The sequence below is a fragment of the Agitococcus lubricus genome, assembly GCF_003051055.1.
Lineage (GTDB): Bacteria > Pseudomonadota > Gammaproteobacteria > Pseudomonadales > Moraxellaceae > Agitococcus > Agitococcus lubricus.
Genome location: NZ_QAON01000003.1, coordinates 231,043 through 252,163, shown reverse-complemented (window position 1 = coordinate 252,163; position 21,121 = coordinate 231,043). Strand labels below are relative to the sequence as shown.

Genomic DNA, 21,121 nt, shown 5'->3' with positions numbered 1-21,121 from the left:
TTACCAACAGGGCATATCACCCACACAAATCACATCTACGTCTTCTGCATTGCCCCACACATTACATGTTCCTAGTCCTTTTACTTGCACAATTTTATTTGCAGAATACGCTGTCATGACGGCGGCTGTGGTATTGCTATAACGAATATTATTGCTATTTATTGCAAAACGTTGGGTTGTATTACATGCTGGTGTACCCGTCAGTGTAGAGGTTTTAAATATTAAAATTTCTACCGTGCCAGAAGAATACGGACTAAATCCTGTAATAGTCCCACCTGTACTGGTACCCGCATATGCGGACACAGAAGATAATGCGGCTAATATAAACAATAACTTTTTCATTATAACTCCTTAAAATTGGCGGTTAGGTTAACCTAATAAACCTACCATGATTTACCGTGGCTTTTGTGCATTAAGCCACGGGGTAAAAATAATATTTAGGCTGCGGCTTTAGCAGCAGTTGTAGCCCGTGTGAAGTGCAACGTAACACGGAGTTACGACCGTTTTAAGTTAATAAGCCTTTGTTTTGGCAGTCATTTACCCCGTATTTCGCGATGCTCCATACGGGCTTGCTTTATCATTCAATTAGCTTGGCAAAATGCCAAGCCTACGCTAGCTTAATGACTTTCTGTTAATGCAATGGTTGGATAAAAAAGTCGTAATCCATCCTCACGAAAAAGCTCAAAGCCAAAGCGTCTATAAAAACTAACTGCCTCTATGTTTTTGGCATCAACAACAATGGCCACCATCCCCACAATCCCCATTGCTTGTTTTGTTTTTGCCAAAGCATGAGCTAATAAATAACGGCCTACCCCTTGACCTTGCTGTCCTTTATCTATGGCTAAACGCCCTATTAAAACGGCTGGAATAGGATACGGAGCAAGATTGCGCTTTAGATGTTGGGGTGCGCTTTCAAACTCAATACTGGTTGCACTTAAACTGTAAAATCCAACAACCTGCGCTTGATCATCTAAGGCAACATACACACGGCTTAAATGACGTTTTTGTTGTTGGTTAGCATACTTTTGCAAGAACGTATTTAATGCAGGTTCACCACAATCAAACTTGCCCCGTTGATGATGTTTAGATAGCTGCTCAATGCGATACAAGCTGTTCTCCTAACTCTAGTAATTCACGCATTTCGGTATTAGGTGATGGTGGATTATCTAAAACAGCAAGAAATTTATCACGCTCGGTATTTGTTAAAACAATACGTTCATGCTCGCTAATTAACTGTTTGGCAGCTTGGTAGGCGTGTTCCAAAATAAACGCACTTACACTAATTGCTGACAAACTGGCGGCCTGCTCAATGACTTTTTTTGCTTCGGTGGGGGCGCGTAAGTTAATACGTTCAGTTGCTAAATTTGGCATTATGATACACCTCTAAAATGTACATCTACTTGTTGTACATTTTAGGCTTATTTGACGTTATCAACAAGTATCATGGTGTTTTAAGCAGTGGTAGCCCGTGTGAAGTGCAACGTAACACGGGGTTAAGACCGTTTTAAGTTAATAAGCCCTTGTTTTAAAAACATTTATCCCGTATTTCGCGATGCTCCATACGGGCTACGCTTGCTGCGGCTTTAGCAGCAGCACCGTAGTGTGGGTTGACGTAGGAAACCCACAATTTTTAACCAAATCAATGTGATGGGTTTCGTGCCTCAACCCATTCTTGCCCAAAAGTAGCCCGTGTGCAGTACAACGTAACACGGGGTTAAAACCGTTTTAAGTTAATAACCCCCTGTTTTAGAGGCATTTATCCCGTATTTCGCGATGCTCCATACGGGCTACGCTTGCTTATTTGACGTTATCAACAAGTATCATGGTGTTTTAAGCAGTTGTAGCCCATGTGAAGTACAACGTAACACGGGATTACGGCTGTTTTAAGTTAATAAGCCCTTGTTTTGGCAATCATTTATCCCGTATTTCGCGATGCTCCATACGGGCTACGCTTGCTACGGCACTCATTTGTGTTTTGGCGTTTGGAAAAACCAAACGCCTTACAAAGCCAATTTTTTAGCAAAAACCGCATAAAATTGGTTGACGGGAGAGACGGTATCTACCTAGCTCAATTCATTGCAATTTTGGTCATTTATCTAGTCCGATTTGCATCATCTTCACTATACAAACTGTAGATGATGTTTTCTCCATATTTTTGCTTGAGTTGTCGCTCTGCATCCTCTAGGTCAAAAGCAACAATCGTTGTCCTTTCACCTGGCTGACGATTATCCTGCACCCAAACAGTCGCTTGATACTGGTGTTTTTCTCTCTCCATTTTTATCTCCATCACTTGAAAGGGGCCAAGCAAACACCACTGTCACAGAACCCGCCAATAGTCGTTCCTGGACCACGAAGTAGATCAGTCAATTGTTGAGGCGATAATTTAGTAAAATCGTACACGTTCACTCCTGGAATATTGCCAAATCTCGATACGTCAGCCTTAAAGAGGCTTAGATCAGGAATCGTTACTCCTGCTGGAGTACCATGCACACCGCTTATGATGTTTACATCTCCTTTATAGAGGCCACTATTTACATAAGTGGCAAAATCATTTTGAGATATTTGTCCAGTAGCTGTCCAAACCTCTCCACCTGCTTGGTTGACGGAAGAAGAAAAACTTCCACCATGGCTACTCAAACCGCGTCCCCCGTTTGCAACCTTACCAACCATCCCTAACGATGCTGCTAATTTTGCTATACCTAATTCAGGTTGAACAAAATTTAACAAAAACATCACATCTGCTGGAGTACCAACTTGTCCTCTACGCAGATCAATATTACCATACTGATCTCTTGCAGCATTATTTAAAACCTCCTGCATTGTCCCGAACCCAAAAACATCCCCTAAACTCTCATCATTCAACGTCCTGCCATCAGCCAATGTCATATATCTAATTGCAGCATCTGCCGCACTATAACAATGCGGCCCCGAACAATTTGGCATATACGTCTGCACAAAATCTTGCACAAAACTCCGATACTGTGCTTGTGCTTGATAATAATTGTTAATCGCTTTGGCTGTCTCAGTAGGAATGGTATAACTTTGCCCTTTTTTATCTACAACAAACCCACCTGTTTGTGGTTCGGGTGCAGGTCCTGTCTTGTCTGGACGTGTTGTTACAATAACAGTTGAACCACCTGCATCCAAATCAAGAATCTGAGTATTAAATCCTGTTAAATCTATAAAACTCAATGGATTATTTTTGACATAACTATAGCGGTTAAAACCTTGTAAGTTTTTTACACCATCAATAAATGGGTCTGCACTCACAAAACGTCCGACTACAGGGTCATACACACGACCATTCATGTGTACCAAACCAATGCTGTCTAAAGCCTCATGGCCTGTAAACCCATGCTTAGTACTGGTACTTTTAATACCACTCGCATCTAAGCCATCAATCGCACGGCGTTTACCCCACGCATCATAGCTAAAACGCTCTAATACCGTGCCTGTGGCATTGGTCACAGAGCTAATACTGCCCAAATGGTCGGTATGAAAATAACGTGTACCTTGGGCAATAAACTTGCTTTCACTCAGATTATCAACATAGGTGGGATTCACACTTTCATTAGCGTTGGTATTGACATTCAGTCGCAAACGACGCACCAATGAACCCGTCCCATTTGCACCTCGCCAATCCAACTCAACACGATGACTATAACCATTTGCACGTGTTTGACCTTGTGGATAAAAGTACAATACGCTCGTTGTGGGTGTCGTTTCTATTTCTGCCACATAGGTTGTGTTATCTTGGAGAGCACCCAAATTTTTGAGTATATTAATTAAGTTCCCATTAACGTCCGTTGCACTGCCGTCAACCACAGACGCATATACCGTCCCACTTCTTAAATACAGCGCGTGACGACGTAAGGTTTTACTGGCTGCCGCATTCGTTCCATTATTAAATACATCCATAATCAAATAACGACCATTGCCTGTATTGGTCGATGTCGTTATCTCTGCCTTGAAAATCACATTATCTGATAAATAACTACGTTGTGCTGTTGCTGTTACCGTCACACTGCTTGTCGTTGGTTTAGTCGTAATCGCTAAGCGCCCATTACCTGTACTATTATCCCAAGTTATTAGCCCATTCGGATCTGTGGCTAAACTAATACCGACACTGTTCGGATTCGCTGTACTAGGCGATACACTTAAATCTGTTGCCCACTGTGTCACAGGTGCAGTATAAACATCTGTTGTCACCACCGAACCTATCGCTTGCCCCCCTGCATAAATATGATGCACATATTCAATACTGTTATCAGGCTTCATATTCTTTTCAAACGTACCACCTAAATCCAAACGTGGGTTTAAATAATAAGTTGTTGTAGTTTGGCCATTATCCACACTGGTACGTTTAACACGCTCGTAGTTTGCATTATAAATAAAGGTTTCACTATTGCTGCCTTGCGTAATACTGGCAGGCATATTAAAGCTCGTCCATGTGTAGGTACGACCATTGCCTGTCATCATATTGCCATTGGCATCGTAGGTAAATGTCGTATTTAAAGTGCCTCCAATACCACAAACACGATGAATACCGCCACAATTTAGATTTGTAACTAGAGTAGTTGTTGGTGATAAGGGATTACCAATAGGTGGCTTATTCGGTAATTTTTTTAAAGTCAGCACACCATTAACTGAACCGATGGGTACCCATGTGCCATAAGAAATCCAATTTGGATTGTAATAAATGTTAGGCTCTGTAATCGCTTGTCCATAAGCATAAACGCCAACGTCTGATTTATAATAAATACGACCTAACGCATCATAACTAACCGTTCGAATATCTCCACCACGGGTCGCACTGGTTAGTCGATTTAGTCCATCATAGCCATAAGCCTCTGCGACATTATTTAATGCCTCATTACGGAAAGTTAAGTTGCCATAATTATCAAAGGTATAGGTGTCATTTTGCACACTGGCTGTAAAACTTGCTGTTGCACCTGTTTGAATAGTGTCAACATAACCAGTCGTTGCTTTATAGCTGCGTTTAGTCGTTAACCCGTTGCCTAATTGCTCCTCAAGCACATGGCCATCGGCATCACGTTTAATGGCTCTCCAGTATAAAGCTTGGCTATTGGCATCACGCACTTCACTTAAATAACCATTCGCATCATAGATGTTTTTATAGCTAACATTAGTGGGGTAAATAAAACTATTGGCACGACCTGCATCGTCATAGGTGTTAGTCGTAGTATAGCTAGTATTATCTAAAGTAGTGGTAACAGTATGATTACGACCTAAACTGTCATAACTGTAGGTACGACTATAACCATTAGTGGAGGATTCGGATGCAATTTTACCAATACCTTTACTGGCTGTATCATAAGTCCATGTGCTGCTTAAATCCGCTTCGGTACGGGTGAGCATACGGCCTAATTTGTCGTAGGTCATCGTCATGGTGGGCGTAGGCGTAGCTCCCCCTTTATCTTTTGCAATAGCATCCGTTACTGTCAGTAATTCACCCAATAAATTATAACTATATGCCACTTCCCCTAAATTAGGGTCAATCATCTTGGTTTTTTGGCCTAATCCGTTATACTGTATTTCGGTGACATTACCCACTGCATCAATCGTTTTACGCAAATTCCCCTTCAGATCATACACATACTTTAGACTATTATTGGCATTATCAATCACTTCAACCAAACGGCCTAAACCATTTTTACGCTCTGTTTTCTTTTGCCCTATCCCATTGGTATTTGTGGTTGGATAAATCGTAGTAGTGGTTTCAAAACTGTTGGTATAACTCACTTTAGAGGTAAGGCCACTTGGCTCGGTAGTTTGTAAGGGACGACCTAAAGCATCATAGCTAATCGTCGTTTTGTAGTTATTTAAACTGTCGTTAGCAGCCAATGGCAAAATGTGAGAACTATAAGTTTCAACCACTTGGCCTAAATTATTATAAACTTTTTTGCCTGTAATCAGTGTTTTATTATCAAAACTGGTGGTTTTGCTACGGACTGCTCTATCAAAACGGTCATAATAGGTGATATCAGCGGCATCAATTAGCGAACCATTGGCGCGATAATTAGTGCTAGTGATTTTATATATTTCACTCGCTTCACAGTCGGTACTACAATTAGCATAAGTCAATATGGTGTAAGTACCATCAGGACGAGTTTCTTTCGTACGACGACCTATTTCATCATATTCCCATTTGGTCTCTAATAAATTAGGACCTTTCTGACGGGTAACCAAACCACGTGCTGGTAAATTACCTTCTTCAAAGTCATAGGTAATGGTTTCAGTCTGACCTAGCTCATTAGTTTTAGTTTTAACAAAACGGTTGCTAGCATCGTAAGTTTGACTCGTGCTACGCGAGGTAAAATCACTTCCAGAAACGGAAGTACTTAGTAAATTCCCAAAATTATCATAACTATAAGTATTTGTTACAAATGTTGTTGGTGCTGTACACGTTGTTGGTGCTGTACTACTCGCAGAAATAATGCCACTATTTTGTGCTTGTAATAGCCCGTATTTAATACTATCGGTAAAATAACTATAACTTATTGCGGTTGCTGCTACTAGATCACCAGCCCCTAACTGGGTATCACTTGGCATATCTGACCATATTAACTGACAACTTAATAAGCCTAAACGCCAGTTAGTGACATCAATATTATTATAGGTATTAATATTTTTTTGATTATATACTTTGCTACCCGATGGTTCGGTGACTGTGATTGTACTCTCGCTAAGGGTTAAATTACCGTAACTATCGTAAGTATTACTAATCACCGTAGTTTGCACCACATCACCTGCCGCGGCGTGGACAACACTAATGTTTACTAAGAACAATATGATAGTCAACAAACTCAATACGTTAAGACTTTTGCGCTTACCAGCTATTCTGAATGAAGTATTTGTACTGCTCATCATACTCTTCCTTGATTATTGGCTAACAATAGGGGCTTCGTAAGTCTTCACCGTTGAAGACTTAACATAAGGAAAGTATATTTTTTGGCTCGAACTAATACCATTGATGGTCGTATATTCAAAGGTATTGATTAAAGTAGAAAGCACGTCAAAACCCGTTTGATTAACAAAAGGATAAGTTGTATGACTGGTTAAGCAATTAGCAGTACAGTAAACAGTTCGTTGCTCTTTAACCATCCCTGTATAAGGAAAGCTCTGATTGTAAATAGTCTCTCTACGCGTCTTTTGTTCTCTATTTACCACTGCGGTACCTAAAAAACCTTGCCAGCCTCGCGTTTGATTAGCCGTTAAACCCCTATAAAAATAATCATTATGATTATCACCGTTGACACCATTTGATGTACTCACACTACTTACAACATACATAGGAAATCTGAGGTTATAATTGGGATATGCTGATTGACCTCCACCAACATAAATTTGATTATTTGTAATTGGTAGATAGGTAATATTATATGGAGTACCCAATAATGCTGTTTTATCAAACTGTGTTATTAAATCAAATTGAAAACCATCTTTATAATTTGAAATAATGACTCCTTGTGCTGAAAAGCCTAAAATATCAATCTTTCCATCACCATTTAAATCGATTAATGAACGACTATAATCACTAGTCCAACCTTGATTAATCCCAAACTCTGATAGCACGAGAATAGAACTTTCGAATCCAGTTGCTTTATTTAGCGCAACCATCACACCACTACTCGCAAAACCGACGATATCTGGCAAACCATCACCATTGACATCAACTAGCTGGCGTGGATAGCTACTATTATCTGTCCATCCCCCTGCATTGATACCGAAGTATGCGAGTTTATTTTCTGCATTATTAAAACCGCCTTGGCCATTATTTAGCGCAACCATCACACCACTACTCGCAAAACCGACGATATCTGGCAAACCATCACCATTGACATCAACTAGCTGGCGTGGATAGCTATTATTGTCTGTCCATCCCCCTGAAGTAATACCGAAGTATGCGAGTTTATTTTCTGCATTATTAAAACCGCCTTGGCCATTATTTAGCGCAACCATCACACCACTACTCGCAAAACCGACGATATCTGGCAAACCATCACCATTGACATCAACTAGCTGGCGTGGATAGCTACTATTGTCTGTCCATCCCCCTGCCACTTGCCCAAAATAATTTAATTTATTTGCAGGTAGACTAAACGCTAACTCTATCGAGTTGAGTGGATTAGATGACTGAAATTTTAAGGGAGGCATACAATTTGCTAAAGATGTACAAAGCTCTATCTCCTTCAAACGCTGACGTCGTGTATAAGAGGCTACTTCGTATCTAAGTTGGTAATTAATGACTTCATTTAAAGACTGACCAGATGAAGATGCACTACGTATAGTAATTTTTGCAAGCTGGCTATTTAGTTTAGTGGTTGCACCACCTGCGATGTATCTTTTTATTGCAGGTAATGGATACTCGGTTGTGGGTATTTCTGGAATTGTATGATAACTAAAAACAACCTCAACTAAATTATTGATATCACTCTCATCAAAAGCATAACGCACACGCGACAACGTTTGTTGACCATTGACATTATCATTGGTGTAATCATATTCAACTAACTGCCCTTTTTGGTCTCTATCCTCACTACGACTAATCATCCATACCAAAGGAAAATTGGCTTTGCCACTGGCATTAGGTTGTAAAACCGCATCTAAACGGCTGCCATATTCCAATACCTTGCCATCTTTAGTGTCAACTTTAAAATAAATAAGACTGGTATTATTAGGATGAGCTAATGCGGTAACACGAGCAAAATTATTGATTTGTGTTTGATAGGTTGACCCTGCTGCGCCATAAGTTCCTGACGTTAAAATTAGACGTTGACCATCCATACAAAAGCGGTCATCGGGACTGAAGGTTAAAGCTTTTTGTACACCATCTACGGCTTTACTTTGTGGACAACGGGTAATTGCTGATAAACCACCAATATTCCAGCCCATACCTGCAATCCCCATACCCGCTTGACTGTTATACTCTAAGCTAAGTTTGGGTGTAGCCCCATTAACCCCTGCTGGTAATGATAAAGGAATGCTATAGGTTGCTGCCCCCATAGGTGATACAGAAAAATTACCCTGTAATTTGCTAGCAGGAATTTCTGCTGTGCTTGCTATAATCGACCAAGCACTTAAACCAATCAGAATTGTCATTCTTGAAGACATCTTTTTTCCTTAACACTTTCTATGAGGGACAGCACAAAGCGATCAGATTTTACACAAAATTTTATAAAAGTCTAACAAAAAAATACAATGGCAAATAAAACTTTACAGATACAATTTTTTTCCAAAAAACATTTGTTAATTTCATTTTAGCTATACTATATACATAGATACATAGCCTTGTTTCATTTTAAAAAACATAAACCACTGATTTATAATAAGTTTATGTTAGATAAATTTATCCTTAGCTGTTACTTACTAGATTTTTACTATGTATTTACGCGGTTTTACCCTCATTGAAATGCTAGTCACCTTAAGCCTGATTGCTATTTTAGCCTCAGTGGTATTACCGATTGCCCAATTAAATAACCAACGCCAACAAGAACAAGAGTTAAAACTCGCCTTACGAGAGATTCGCAGTGCGATAGATGCTTATAAACAAGCAGCGGATCAAGGGCGTGTTTATCGCAGTGCCGATACCACAGGTTATCCTCCCAATTTAGCGGTATTGGTTGATGGTGTCGCTGATTTAAAAGATCCGCGTGGTCGTAAGTTATTTTTTTTACGGCGTATTCCGCGTGACCCCTTGAATAAAGACACCCATCTCGCTGCCGAGTCAACATGGGGTAAACGCACTTATCGCAGTGAAGCCAATGCCCCTGCTGAGGGCGATGATGTCTATGATGTTTATTCACTCAGTCCCAAAACAGGGCTGAATGGTCTTGCTTACAAGGAGTGGTAAATGCGTCGTCATCGTTTAGGCTTTACCTTGATTGAGTTACTGGTGGTATTAACCATTGTCGCTACCCTGCTCAGCATTATTACCCCGCGTTTTTTAGATCAAACCGATAAAGCCAAAGAAGCCGCCCTCAAAGAAAATTTAAATAGTTTACGCATAGCCATTGACCGTTATTATGCCGACCAAGGGCAGTATCCTGAACAATTATCGTTACTGGTGAGCAAACGCTATTTACGCAAAATTCCTGTAGACCCGATAACCAACCGTCCTGACTCATGGCAAGTCGAGACGCTTGATGAAGAAGGTAAAAAAGTCATTTACGATATACACAGTGGCGCAACAGGCCAAAGCCTAGATGGTAGTGATTATGGCTCGTGGTAAACAACAAGGCATGGTCTATTTGTGGGCGTTATTTTTAGTGTTTTTATTAGGCTTGGGTTTAGGCAAAAGCTTAGAGGTGTACTCCACTACCCTGCAACGAGACAAAGAACAAGAGCTATTAGACGTAGGTCGTTTATACAAACAAGCGATTTATAATTACTACCTTAGCTCACCGGGCTATGAAAAGAAATTTCCTACCCAGTTAAGTGATTTACTGAAAGACCCACGTTATTTAACCACGCGTCGTTATTTAAGAAAACTATATCTTGACCCGATCACCCAACAAGCCTTCATGCCAATTTATGCGCCTCAAGGGGGGATTATGGGGGTATATAGTCCGTCTACACGTACACCGTTAAAACAACGCGGTTTTATGCCTGATGAAAGTCATTTTAATCAGGCTCAGCACTATAAAGACTGGGGGTTTAGGGTGATGCCTTGAAGATGAGTTGAATATCATAAAACAAGCATATCCCTGAGCCAAAGCAGTTATAGCTTCAAATCATGTTGGCATAATCTAACCGCAAACGGAAATTAACCCAAATAATATTAACGTAAAAACAGCTAATGGAGTTTTAAAGCAAAAACTCGGTGAGCATTTACAAGCTCAATCAACATAAAAATAACTAATCAAAAGATGACCCAATTTATCATTTTGGAGGTTCTGCTAATTGTGCAACAGCTGTTGCATAATTAGCATTTAGCGGAATATTAGCTTACGTTATAGCTTCGTACTCACACCTTTATATTTCTCTACAAATAAAGCAATTTTTTGAAAAACACTTTGTTTTTTAGTCAAGTATTGCGGATTTAATGGACTCATCTTGGGTAGGATGGCATTAAGCTCTGTACCTGCATCACTGGCATATTCTTTTTTTAAGGAGTTAATTATATAACGACGTGCTGCTTCAACATTCAGATGCTCTGACGCAATTAGCTCATCCGCTTCTCTTTGCTGTTCAACTTGAGCAAAAGAAAAGAATGCTGCAATCACATTCGCCTTTTCACCAATTTGGTCAAGATCAGTTTGATTAATAAAATCAACCATCAGGCTTTCTTTTGCACGATTACCCAAACTAGATCGAATCAGGCGGCGTACTTCATCGACTAACTCAGCTTTGTTTTTGCTTTTCTTATTGTGCTCAAAAATCAATTCCAAAATATAATCTAGATTGATTTCTTGCGATTTCAGCAAATCCACTTCAAACACAACATCTCCCCAGTCAATGGGAGACTTTTCTTTTTCCTCAGCTAATTTTTGACAACGCTGCCAATCACGAATATCGTTGTAGGTAGAACGATAATCTTGAATTTGACGCTCAGAAGGTAGGCGTATAGCCTGTAACTCAGCAAACTTTGTATCGTCTAAATAATGCTCTGCCTTAAATATTTCAACGGCTGAGGCATCATTTATATCTAACTGTTGTAGGGCTTTTAAACAGGCAAATTCATCATAATTTTGCAACACGTTTTCTACACGCAAATACTCGCCAAATAGTTTGGCAAAGTCTTTTTTATCAGACTCTTTTTCAATAGCCGTTGGATCTGGAAAGCGTTGTTCCAATTCAGTCACAACATCCATAAAACCACGTCGAGCTTCACCCGTGACTATATCGGCAAAGCCATCCATGTATTCCTGATAGCTTTTTTCTAATACGACGTTTTTAGTATTTTTATCACCAAAAAGCGTAATAGCATCAACGGTGGCCTGTTCCAAATCTCTAAAAGTAACGATATTACCAAAGGTTTTAGTAGCATCGTAAATACGATTGGTACGTGAATACGCTTGCATTAAGCCGTGATAACGTAAATTTTTATCCACAAATAAGGTGTTTAGCGTAGGTGCATCAAAGCCTGTCAAAAACATACCCACGACAATCAATAAATCTATTTCTTTGGATTTAACGCGTTGAGCTAAATCACGATAATAGTTTTGAAAGCCGTTGGCATCGACACTAAAGTTAGTTTTAAAGAGTCCGTTATAATCAGCAATCGCTTTACTTAAAAACTCTTTAGAAGTCATGTTCATGGCGGAAACATCAAAACTCTCGTCCTGAATATCGCCTATAGCATCTTGTTCTTCATTCGCTGCAAACGAAAAAATAGTCGCTATTTTTAAGGTTTTATCCTGACCCTTTTGTAGCTCATTCAGTGCCTCATAATACAGGGTAGCTGCTTCGACACTACTCACGGCAAACATGGCATTAAAGCCTTTGGCATTTATGTGCAAACGATGCGTCTTTTGCCTAAAGCTATTTAAGATATATTGCGAAATTTCGCGGATACGTTGAGGGTGCAACAAGGCTTGTCTGTTTTCTGCTGCGCTTAGTTTTTTCTCATCTTGCTCGGTTTCAATTGCCTTAAAATGTGGGCGCACATCGTTGTAATCGACCTTGAATTTGAGCACTTTTTCATCACGAATCGCATCAGTAATCACGTAGGAATGCAACTCACGACCAAAGACGCTGGCGGTGGTTTCTGCACCAAGGGCATTTTGCGGAAATATAGGCGTACCCGTAAAACCAAACTGACAAAATTTTTTAAATTTCTTTTTTAGATTTTTTTGTGCTTCACCAAACTGGCTACGGTGACACTCATCAAAAATAAATACGACCTGTTTATGATAAATTGGCAGAGGCTCATCACTTTTCATCAGATTATTAAGTTTCTGAATAGTCGTGACAATAATCTTATTATCATCTTTCTCTAAATTTTGCTTGAGTCCTGCGGTGCTGTCGGAGCCATTAACACTATCGGGCGAAAAACGTTGATACTCCTTCATGGTTTGATAGTCTAAATCTTTTCTATCTACCACAAAAAACACCTTATCGATAAAGTCCAATTCTGTGGCCAAACGTGCTGCTTTAAAACTGGTTAGCGTTTTACCTGACCCTGTGGTATGCCAAATAAAACCACCACTTTCGGGTTTGCTCCAGTTTTTGGCTTCAAAGCTACTTTTTATTTTCCACAAAATACGCTCTGTAGCGGCAATTTGATAAGGGCGCATCACCAACAAAGTATTGCTAACATCAAATACCGAATAATGTAATAAAACATTGAGCAAGGTATTTTTTTGAAAAAACGTGGCGGTAAAATCTTTTAAGTCTTTAATTAGGCTGTTATCGGCTTTCGCCCAATTCATGGTAAAGTCAAAGCTGTTTTTGTTGCGTTGCGTGGTATTGGCAAAATAGCGACTGTCTGTGCCGTTAGAAATGACAAACAGTTGTAAATACTTATACAAGGAATGTTGGCTGTTAAAGCTTTCTTTACTATAGCGATGAATTTGATTAAAGGCTTCACGAATGGCAATGCCGCGTTTTTTTAGCTCAATTTGCACCAGTGGCAAACCATTAACTAACACAGTGACATCATAACGATTGGCATGAGAGCCAGTTTGCTCAAACTGCTTAATCACTTGCACTTTGTTACGAACGATATTTTTTTTGTCGAGCAAATAGATGTTTTGAATACGGCCATTATCAAACACAAAGTCGTAAATATGGTCATCGTGTAGCTTGCGTGTTTTGTCGATAATATTTTCGTTGGCTTTATCTAAATACTCCTCAACAAAACGTTGCCATTCACTCTCCAAAAACACCACATTATTCAGGGTTTGTAATTGCTCGCGTACATTGGCAAGCATGGCTTGTGAGTTATTAAGGGTTGGCAGATATTCATAGCCTTGATTGACTAAATCTTGAATAAACTCACGCTCTAAGTCATATTCGCTTTGATAGCCTTCGCTAACTTTCCATTCTTTGGTGTATTTATCTAGCACAATAAAATTGTTGGATTCGATGATGGTTTTGTAGTCGATCATGTGTTACTCCAATTTTTCCTTTTTTATTCTGCATTTATTCTGCATTTATTCTGCATTTATTCTGCATTTATTCTGCAAGCTGCCATGTAGGAGATTTACGAGATCCTGTATTGATAATTTTGCCACTACGACGCATATTGGTTAATAAATTACTAATTTTGTCCTCTTTTTGTCCATCATTGAGTGCATCGCTCAACTTATTCATTAGTAAGTTATTTATCTCGGTACGACTAGCCTGACCAAAATTTTTAAGATAATCAACGACTAACTTAGCATAAAAGGCATCATCTTGAGCGCGAGTACGAATATAGTCAATTTTGCTTGCTGATACTTTAGCGATTAAGGCAGAGACATGAAAATTTGGTTTTCGCCCCTCAATTAAGCCTGCTTTGCGTAAGCGTGCTACCATGTCATCGGGAATAGATAACTTTTTTTGTATGCGGTCTAGTGCCAATATATCAATTAAAGGTAAATCTGTTTTTTGCATTAGCATACGACTGTAAGCAGGGTCAACAACTCCGCCATACAGCGTCATACTTACCGCATTTGGTTGCTTTAGGTCATAATCGGGCAACGGAAAATAACGCTTTACCTGCCCCTTATACATTAAATGAATACCATATCCCATGGTATCAATCATATTTAACTCAGCCATTGCTTGTGTCAAAAATGGATTACGATAACGGCGTGGCGTTTTATCACCTTGAATATACTCATCGGGTTTTCCTTCAAAAAAATCACCTTCATTTTCAAATTTTAAAAAATTAGGCTGCTCTGTGACAATAATACGGCCATTACGCACATAGTCTTGATGTGCTATACAGTTATGCAAGGCTTCTAATACTATTTTTTGGTTGTATTTAGAGACCTCAATAGGAATTAATTCATCTTGCGGCAAGATACGAAGTTGGATATTGCGAATACGCTGGTAAAGTGCAGTGGTATTTAAAAAAAATGGCAATCCAAAGTGTTCGTAAGCACGCTCTTGGCCTTCTAACTTCCACGTCATTTGTGCAGGGTGAGGCGACAAAAAATGAGCTGCTTCTGCTTTACCTAATAACAAGAGTGTTGTGCGTGTAATTTTGCCATGTTGCGTGAGGCGCGCTCGGTCTAAAAATGTGGCAAGCGGCCAATTCATGACTTCTTCTGAGCTGATACGATTTGCATATTTTTGCGCAAATGATTCTCGTGCTTTGCGGACTGCCATCTCATCTAAATCCATGAGTGTTGCACTGCTAATAACTTGAGCTGTCCAATCTTGTTGCAGTGTCTGTTGGCGAATTTCATCTAGTTTATCTAAGCCTAATGAAACGCGACTTTCGCCTGCACGGGCGTAATAATGACCTTTCCAAGCAATCGGGATACCGCGTGGTGCGGCTGGAATTTCAAATAAAATCACACGTCCTTTGGGATGATTAAGCACATGTATTTCACGTAGCGTGATACTGGGTTCGGTGGCTTGGGCAATTTGATTTTTTAAACTGTGTAATTGTTCGGTTTTGATACGATAATCGCTACCTACCACCATACGCGGTTTGTCACAAACACCAAATACTAGCCACCCACGCTCGGCCATACGCAAATTTGCTTCGTTGCTAAGGGCAGAAAAATACTCCCCTATTTTGTCGGTACTGTAGTTATTGTCGGCTTGCTTAAACTCTACGACTTCATTTTCGCCAGTGGCAATGAGTTGCTCAAGCAGACTCGTCAATTCTTGAGGAGTCATAGATGCTCCTCTGGCTTAGCAAAACTCAACAACAAATCCCGATAATATTCATATTGCTGTTGTCTTAGTTCAATTTCACGCGGTAAGCCTTGGGTAATGGAGTTGGTGAGGGCATCAAATTTGTCGAGAATGGCGACGATTCGGTTTTTTTCAGACGGTGATGGATTGGGGACTCTAATACTATTTAAGTTTTTCTGATTTAACTTTGGTTGGGCTGCACCCGAAATATATGGCGTTAAGTCGATATTGTTTAGATAAAACTCAACGTATCTACGTTCAGCATAAGTATTAAATTTTAATACATGGGCGTGATTGTTTACCCAGCTTTTTCCACTGACACTAAATGCGATAGGTGTACTTCTTGCAACCAAATTTGCGCCGTCTTCCGAAACAAGTAAGAAATCACCATCAAAAATATAGTCTTTTACATAATCAACAATTCCCGATGCACCATAATAAGGAATCTCGCCAGAATCTCTTAAACTACTTGTGATAGGCTTCCGCATGTAATCGAGATTTTCCGCAAGTTCCCCCAACGTTTTCCACTCCACATCCCCCTCGTCAAAACTCAACAATTTATCCCGATAATAGTTGTATTGTTTTTTGCGTGCGGTAAGCTCGGCGGTAAGCTCGGCGGTAAGCTCGGCGGTAAGGGCGGTAAATGCGTCCAAAATTCGGACGATTTCGGCTTGAATGGGTAAGGGTGGGATGGGAATGGTCATTTTTTCAAAGCTAGTTTTGGATAAACGAGGTACACTTGAGCGACGCACTAGCCCCATTATTTTTATTTGTTGCGTTAGCAAATAATAATACAAAAACTTACTTTGCAGATTTTCGGGAGTGACAAAATAGTAAACATCATCAGCAGCCCAAAAATCTACATTACTATAACCAATTTCACCAGCAGAACCTGCACTAATAATAAAACAAGTATTCGCACATACGTTACTTTCGTGGTAATAGCCAAGAGGAATCATACTATTTTGAAAAACCGCATATCTTCCATACTCTTCTAATTGACTTTTAACGAGTCTTCTACCTCGTTGAATTTCCGTAACCTCCCCCAACGTCTTCCACTCCACCACTGCCCTATCTCCTGAGCCAAGCGAAGCAGAAGCAAACAACTTTTCCATAAAACTCATACTACTCATGTCTATAACTCCTCTGTCTTAAATTCGCTATAGCCTTCGTAGTAATAGCTCACATCAATACCCTTCATAAACAATGCACGGTCATCAACTTTATGGGTTAATGCTTGCCTTAATAACACCTTAATTTCGACATCTTTCACCACACTACGCTCCATCGCCGACAAATACTCATCCTTATCCACCAAATTCCAATCAATAACCTGTCTAATTTCTTGCTTCAACATCACATCAAGCCAAATACGCGTTGCCCGACCATTCCCTTCTCTAAAAGGATGGGCAATATTCATCTCAACATATTTTTCAATAATTTCATCAAAATTTTGCTGCGGCATCGCATCAATATGCTTTAACGACATCTCTAAATACATTAAAGGTGCAAATCTAAAATTGCCCTTAGCCATATTGACATCGCGGATTTTTCCTGCAAATTCATAAATATCACCAAATAAATACGCATGAATAAAGGCGAGTCCTGCAAACTTGCCAACATCAACCTTATTAATATCGCCAGAGTCAAACAGTTGCCTTGCCTTTTGTTTACTGATTTTTTCTTCGGCTTTGGCTAACTCTACCTGATGGCTAATGTTGAGCTTATTTTTCAACATTATGCGATTTCTCCTTCAGTCGCTGCCCCTTCAATCTCCGCCACAATCGCATCAATCTCTGCCCTTAATTGGTCAATCTTGGCAACGGTGGTTTTTAGCTCGGCATTCAGCTTGGCAATATTAATCACTTCGCGCTTGTCTTTAGCTTCTACATAACTGCTCACCGACAAATTGTAATCATTGGCGGCAATATCAGCCATGTCCACCGACTTGGCGACATACTCCACATTTTGCTTATGGTCAAAAATAGCCATAATCTGGTCAATGTGTTCATCCGTCATTACGTTATTGTTGGTTTCTTTTTTAAAAAAGCCACTGGCATCAACAAATTGAATTGTGCTATCCGCTTTATGCTTGGATAGCACCAAAATTGTCACGGCAATGCTTGTGCCATAAAACAAATTGGGTGCAAGCGAAATAATGGTTTCAACATAATTATTGTCCACCAAATATTGACGGATTTTTTGCTCTGCGCCACCTCGATAAAATATACCCGGAAAGCACACAATTGCCGCACGGCCTTTGCTAGACAAATAACTCAGACAATGCAACACAAAGGCAAAATCGGCCTTAGACTTAGGCGCAAGCACGCCTGCTGGCGCAAAACGTTCATCATTGATTAAGGTAGGGTCGTCACTGCCAATCCAATTGACCGAATACGGCGGATTGGACACAATGGCATCAAAGGGTTTGTCATCACCAAAATGTGGATTAAGCAAAGTATTGCCGAGTTGAATATTAAACTTGTCGTAGTTGATGTTGTGCAAAAACATATTCATACGCGCAAGGTTATAGGTGGTGTGGTTAATTTCTTGACCAAAAAAACCATCTTCAATGATGTGCGCGTCAAAATGTTTTTTGGCTTGCAGCAACAAAGAGCCAGAGCCTGCGGCTGGGTCATAAATTTTATTGACCGTGGTTTGCTTGTGCATAGCAAGTTGTGCAATCAACTTAGACACATGTTGCGGTGTAAAAAACTCGCCACCCGACTTGCCTGCATTGGCCGCATAGTTAGAAATTAAAAATTCGTAAGCATCACCAAACAAGTCAATATGAGCCGCATCAAAATGACCAAAATCTAGCCCTGCTACGCCTTTTAACACAGCAGACAAACGGCTATTTTTGTCTTTAACGGTATTACCCAAGCGGTTGCTGGTAGTATCAAAATCGGCAAATAAACCCTTGATGTCGTCTTGAGAGGGATAACCATTGGCAGAGGCTTCAATAGCCGTAAAAATGGCAGCCAAATCGGTATTTAAACTTTCATTAATATGGGCATTTTTGACCACATTAGCAAAGAGTTGACTTGGATAAATAAAGTAGCCTTTGGTTTTAATGGAGTCGTCTTTAAGCTCAGGTGTAATCACATTATCGGGTAATTGTGCATAATTGACACTGTCATCCCCACCTTCAATATAACTGGCAAAATTTTCACTAATAAAACGATAGAATAAAGTACCCAGTACATATTGCTTAAAATCCCAGCCATCGACTGCGCCACGTACCTCATTGGCAATCGCCCAGATTTGACGTTGCAGGGCGGCGCGTTGTTGCATACTTGTCATTCAGTTATTCCTATTTCTTCAATGATTGGGTGTTAATTGCGTTTAAGAGTAATCTTTTTATGACTAGGTCAGCTCCAACAAATCCCCTACCTGACACTCAAAAAGACGACAGAGTTTATCTAAAGCCTCAATATCAATCTTTTGTGCTGTTTCTTTGTACATTAACGTCACAGTATTGCGACTAAGACCAGTCTCTCGTAAAACATCAGAAATTTTCATTTTTCGCTCACCCATCAGGCGAGCAAGATGGCAACGTATCATAGCTAGGCTCTAAGATGTACAAGATAAAAATGGATAATACGCTAATCATCTATAAAAATTAAAGATTAGCTCTAATTTTTATAGATAAATTTAAATAAATTGTGTCAAAAAAGGGATAGGATTTTAAAAGATACAAGCAAGCCTTTGGCTAGGTTCACACTATGGCAATCTAATTTTTTAAAAAGAATATCATGTATGCGGCATATTAAAGAGTTGATTAATTGCCTCTGCCAATACTCGCAACGTTCTGATTGAAGATGGCATTAACATCGAAGAGCCATGAGCTAAATTATTACGTAAGTGTCGAAATGACTCTAATAAAGGACTTGCAAAATCTTTAAACTCTTTTAAAGCATTAAGTACGTCTTCATCCGTTGGCTCATCTAACTCAGCCTCAGATAATCCCTCTGCCTCCATACGTTTAATTAAATCCAATTCTTTAGCTTGTCTAGCATGGCGATATGCTCGATTTTCTAGATGCAAAAAACTTTCAGGCTGAAACCAACTCTTACTAATTGCTAAGTCACATAATTTCTTAAACATAGGGACTGTCTTCTCAGTAAACAGTTCAGGTGACTCATTCTTAGCTCTCTCTCTTAAAGCCATCTCAAATGCAGAATAAGCTACTAGCTCAGCTGGCTGATGTAATCTATAGGCATAGAAAGCATATAGTGAAATGTTTTTTGCAGTTTCAAACAATTGACGTATAGGAGCAGGGACTCCCTCATGTAATTTCAAAGAGTCTAATTGAGCATGGTACAATGCTATAGAATTGCTAAGTGGCGCATCTTGTTCAAAAATCTTTTCCACACTTTTAAATGGATAATCAATTCGATTAGACATCAATAAAACTCGCTTCAATACAGTCAAGTTAAAAATCTGTGATTGCTATTAACTAGACAATACAATTTTTAAATATGGCAAATTCAATCTTATAATTTATCGCCCAAAATCTCATACACATCAGAGGCATAGCCCTTCTTTTCTTCATGCAGCATAATCAAATGGTCTTGAGCGCGAGTCATGCCCACATAAGCCAAACAATGCTCTGCTTCTATATCACGTTCTTGGCGTGGCATTAATCTAAACCAATTAAAAAGATAATCGGAAACTCTAAGCCCTTACACCCTTCAATAAACATCACCTTGGCATTATTAGCTGATAAGTCCATATTCAGCTTTTGTTCACGGGTAATCACCAAAGCCAACGAACCTTCACCAAATTCAGTCTTAAAACGCTCGGTAGTGTCAAAACTTAACGTGTTTGATATTTTTGCATCATTTCCTGATTGTACTGCAATATAAAGGCATGTAAGACGGCCTCGTGGTTTTCCTTGTTTTTTGAAAAGCTCAACGTCTGACGAGTTAACCGACCCAGTCCATGACGTGCAGTGGCATTAAATCCCTCCACATGATTGGTTAAGCCTGTATGCTTACCGACAGATTGATGAGTGTCAGGATCAAATACCTCTGCATAACTTGACCAGTAATCACTACAAGTAACTCGAATATTTTTAGCTGAAAATTTTTGTGCTTTACCTTGCTCAACAAGGCTGTTATTCAAAGATGTAAATAAATAACTAAAATACTTTTCACTACGATATTCACCGCTAAAATTTAGTAATAGTAGCCATAAGAGTATCCACGGGAGAAACGATAATACCCGCCTTCCATACGCAAAAAGCCTGCAATTTAAGAGACTTAACCATTTTGCAGTTATTAGTCCGACAAACGCTAGATAA

The 21,121-nt window shown here is 39.6% G+C and carries 19 protein-coding genes; 3 read left to right on the top strand and 16 right to left on the bottom strand.

Annotated features, from left to right (window positions below):
• From C8N29_RS04955 to C8N29_RS04930, 6 genes are all read right to left on the bottom strand, one after another.
• Nucleotides 1–342 (bottom strand): hypothetical protein, encoded by a 342-nt coding sequence (locus C8N29_RS04955; RefSeq protein WP_107864933.1) that lies wholly within the window; start codon nucleotides 340–342, stop codon nucleotides 1–3.
• 275 nt (nucleotides 343–617) lie between these two features.
• Entirely contained in the window at nucleotides 618–1,109 is a 492-nt protein-coding gene (locus C8N29_RS04950) for a GNAT family N-acetyltransferase (protein ID WP_107864932.1), read from the bottom strand.
• Nucleotides 1,096–1,371: a type II toxin-antitoxin system TacA family antitoxin gene (locus C8N29_RS04945; RefSeq protein WP_107864931.1), complete on the bottom strand. Its 276-nt coding sequence runs from the start codon at nucleotides 1,369–1,371 to the stop codon at nucleotides 1,096–1,098. Before C8N29_RS04945 ends, C8N29_RS04950 begins: the two co-directional genes overlap by 14 nt.
• A 721-nt stretch (nucleotides 1,372–2,092) precedes the next feature.
• The gene (locus C8N29_RS04940) at nucleotides 2,093–2,275 is read right to left on the bottom strand and encodes a hypothetical protein (protein ID WP_107864930.1); all 183 of its coding nucleotides are present in this window, start codon (nucleotides 2,273–2,275) and stop codon (nucleotides 2,093–2,095) included.
• Nucleotides 2,276–2,286: 11 nt separating this feature from the next.
• Nucleotides 2,287–6,891 (bottom strand): RHS repeat-associated core domain-containing protein, encoded by a 4,605-nt coding sequence (locus tag C8N29_RS04935; RefSeq protein ID WP_107864929.1) that lies wholly within the window; start codon nucleotides 6,889–6,891, stop codon nucleotides 2,287–2,289.
• Nucleotides 6,892–6,903: 12 nt separating this feature from the next.
• Nucleotides 6,904–9,123: an FG-GAP-like repeat-containing protein gene (locus C8N29_RS04930; RefSeq protein WP_170106894.1), complete on the bottom strand. Its 2,220-nt coding sequence runs from the start codon at nucleotides 9,121–9,123 to the stop codon at nucleotides 6,904–6,906.
• Nucleotides 9,124–9,403: 280 nt separating this feature from the next.
• On the opposite strand from C8N29_RS04930, the gene C8N29_RS04925 reads away from it, so the two are divergent.
• The 3 genes from C8N29_RS04925 to C8N29_RS04915 are packed head-to-tail and all read left to right on the top strand — an operon-like array spanning nucleotide 9,404 to nucleotide 10,694.
• Nucleotides 9,404–9,874 carry a type II secretion system protein gene (locus C8N29_RS04925; protein WP_107864927.1) on the top strand — a complete coding sequence of 157 codons (471 nt, stop codon included), beginning with the start codon at nucleotides 9,404–9,406 and terminating at the stop codon, nucleotides 9,872–9,874.
• Nucleotides 9,875–10,252: a type II secretion system protein gene (locus tag C8N29_RS04920; protein ID WP_107864926.1), complete on the top strand. Its 378-nt coding sequence runs from the start codon at nucleotides 9,875–9,877 to the stop codon at nucleotides 10,250–10,252. It begins immediately after the preceding gene.
• On the top strand, nucleotides 10,239–10,694 hold the full coding sequence (locus tag C8N29_RS04915; protein WP_107864969.1) for a hypothetical protein: 456 nt from the start codon (nucleotides 10,239–10,241) through the stop codon (nucleotides 10,692–10,694). The genes C8N29_RS04920 and C8N29_RS04915 overlap by 14 nt, the downstream gene beginning before the upstream one ends.
• 279 nt (nucleotides 10,695–10,973) lie before the next feature.
• Here the strand turns inward: C8N29_RS04915 and C8N29_RS04910 are convergent, their stop codons facing one another.
• From C8N29_RS04910 to C8N29_RS04875, 10 genes are all read right to left on the bottom strand, one after another.
• Nucleotides 10,974–14,072, bottom strand: a complete 3,099-nt coding sequence (locus C8N29_RS04910) for an HsdR family type I site-specific deoxyribonuclease (protein ID WP_107864925.1) — start codon at nucleotides 14,070–14,072, stop codon at nucleotides 10,974–10,976.
• A 67-nt stretch (nucleotides 14,073–14,139) separates the two neighbouring features.
• Entirely contained in the window at nucleotides 14,140–15,798 is a 1,659-nt protein-coding gene (locus tag C8N29_RS04905; RefSeq protein ID WP_107864924.1) for an RNA-binding domain-containing protein, read from the bottom strand.
• Complete coding sequence (locus C8N29_RS04900; protein WP_204509279.1) at nucleotides 15,795–16,940, bottom strand: restriction endonuclease subunit S; 1,146 nt, start codon at nucleotides 16,938–16,940, stop codon at nucleotides 15,795–15,797. The genes C8N29_RS04905 and C8N29_RS04900 overlap by 4 nt, the downstream gene beginning before the upstream one ends.
• A gap of 11 nt (nucleotides 16,941–16,951) precedes the next feature.
• Entirely contained in the window at nucleotides 16,952–17,554 is a 603-nt protein-coding gene (gene fic / locus C8N29_RS04895) for a protein adenylyltransferase Fic (protein WP_107864922.1), read from the bottom strand.
• On the bottom strand, nucleotides 17,554–19,119 hold the full coding sequence (locus C8N29_RS04890; RefSeq protein WP_107864921.1) for a type I restriction-modification system subunit M: 1,566 nt from the start codon (nucleotides 19,117–19,119) through the stop codon (nucleotides 17,554–17,556). The genes fic and C8N29_RS04890 overlap by 1 nt, the downstream gene beginning before the upstream one ends.
• Nucleotides 19,120–19,182: 63 nt before the next feature.
• Nucleotides 19,183–19,380: a helix-turn-helix domain-containing protein gene (locus C8N29_RS04885; RefSeq protein WP_107864920.1), complete on the bottom strand. Its 198-nt coding sequence runs from the start codon at nucleotides 19,378–19,380 to the stop codon at nucleotides 19,183–19,185.
• Nucleotides 19,381–19,569: 189 nt separating this feature from the next.
• Entirely contained in the window at nucleotides 19,570–20,223 is a 654-nt protein-coding gene (locus C8N29_RS04880; protein ID WP_107864919.1) for a hypothetical protein, read from the bottom strand.
• A gap of 89 nt (nucleotides 20,224–20,312) precedes the next feature.
• Nucleotides 20,313–20,459: a hypothetical protein gene (locus C8N29_RS16735; RefSeq protein ID WP_170106893.1), complete on the bottom strand. Its 147-nt coding sequence runs from the start codon at nucleotides 20,457–20,459 to the stop codon at nucleotides 20,313–20,315.
• Nucleotides 20,459–20,587, bottom strand: a complete 129-nt coding sequence (locus tag C8N29_RS17285) for a hypothetical protein (protein ID WP_275656197.1) — start codon at nucleotides 20,585–20,587, stop codon at nucleotides 20,459–20,461. Before C8N29_RS17285 ends, C8N29_RS16735 begins: the two co-directional genes overlap by 1 nt.
• 47 nt (nucleotides 20,588–20,634) lie before the next feature.
• The gene (locus tag C8N29_RS04875; RefSeq protein ID WP_170106892.1) at nucleotides 20,635–20,943 is read right to left on the bottom strand and encodes an IS1 family transposase; all 309 of its coding nucleotides are present in this window, start codon (nucleotides 20,941–20,943) and stop codon (nucleotides 20,635–20,637) included.
• Nucleotides 20,944–21,121 lie beyond the last annotated feature (178 nt).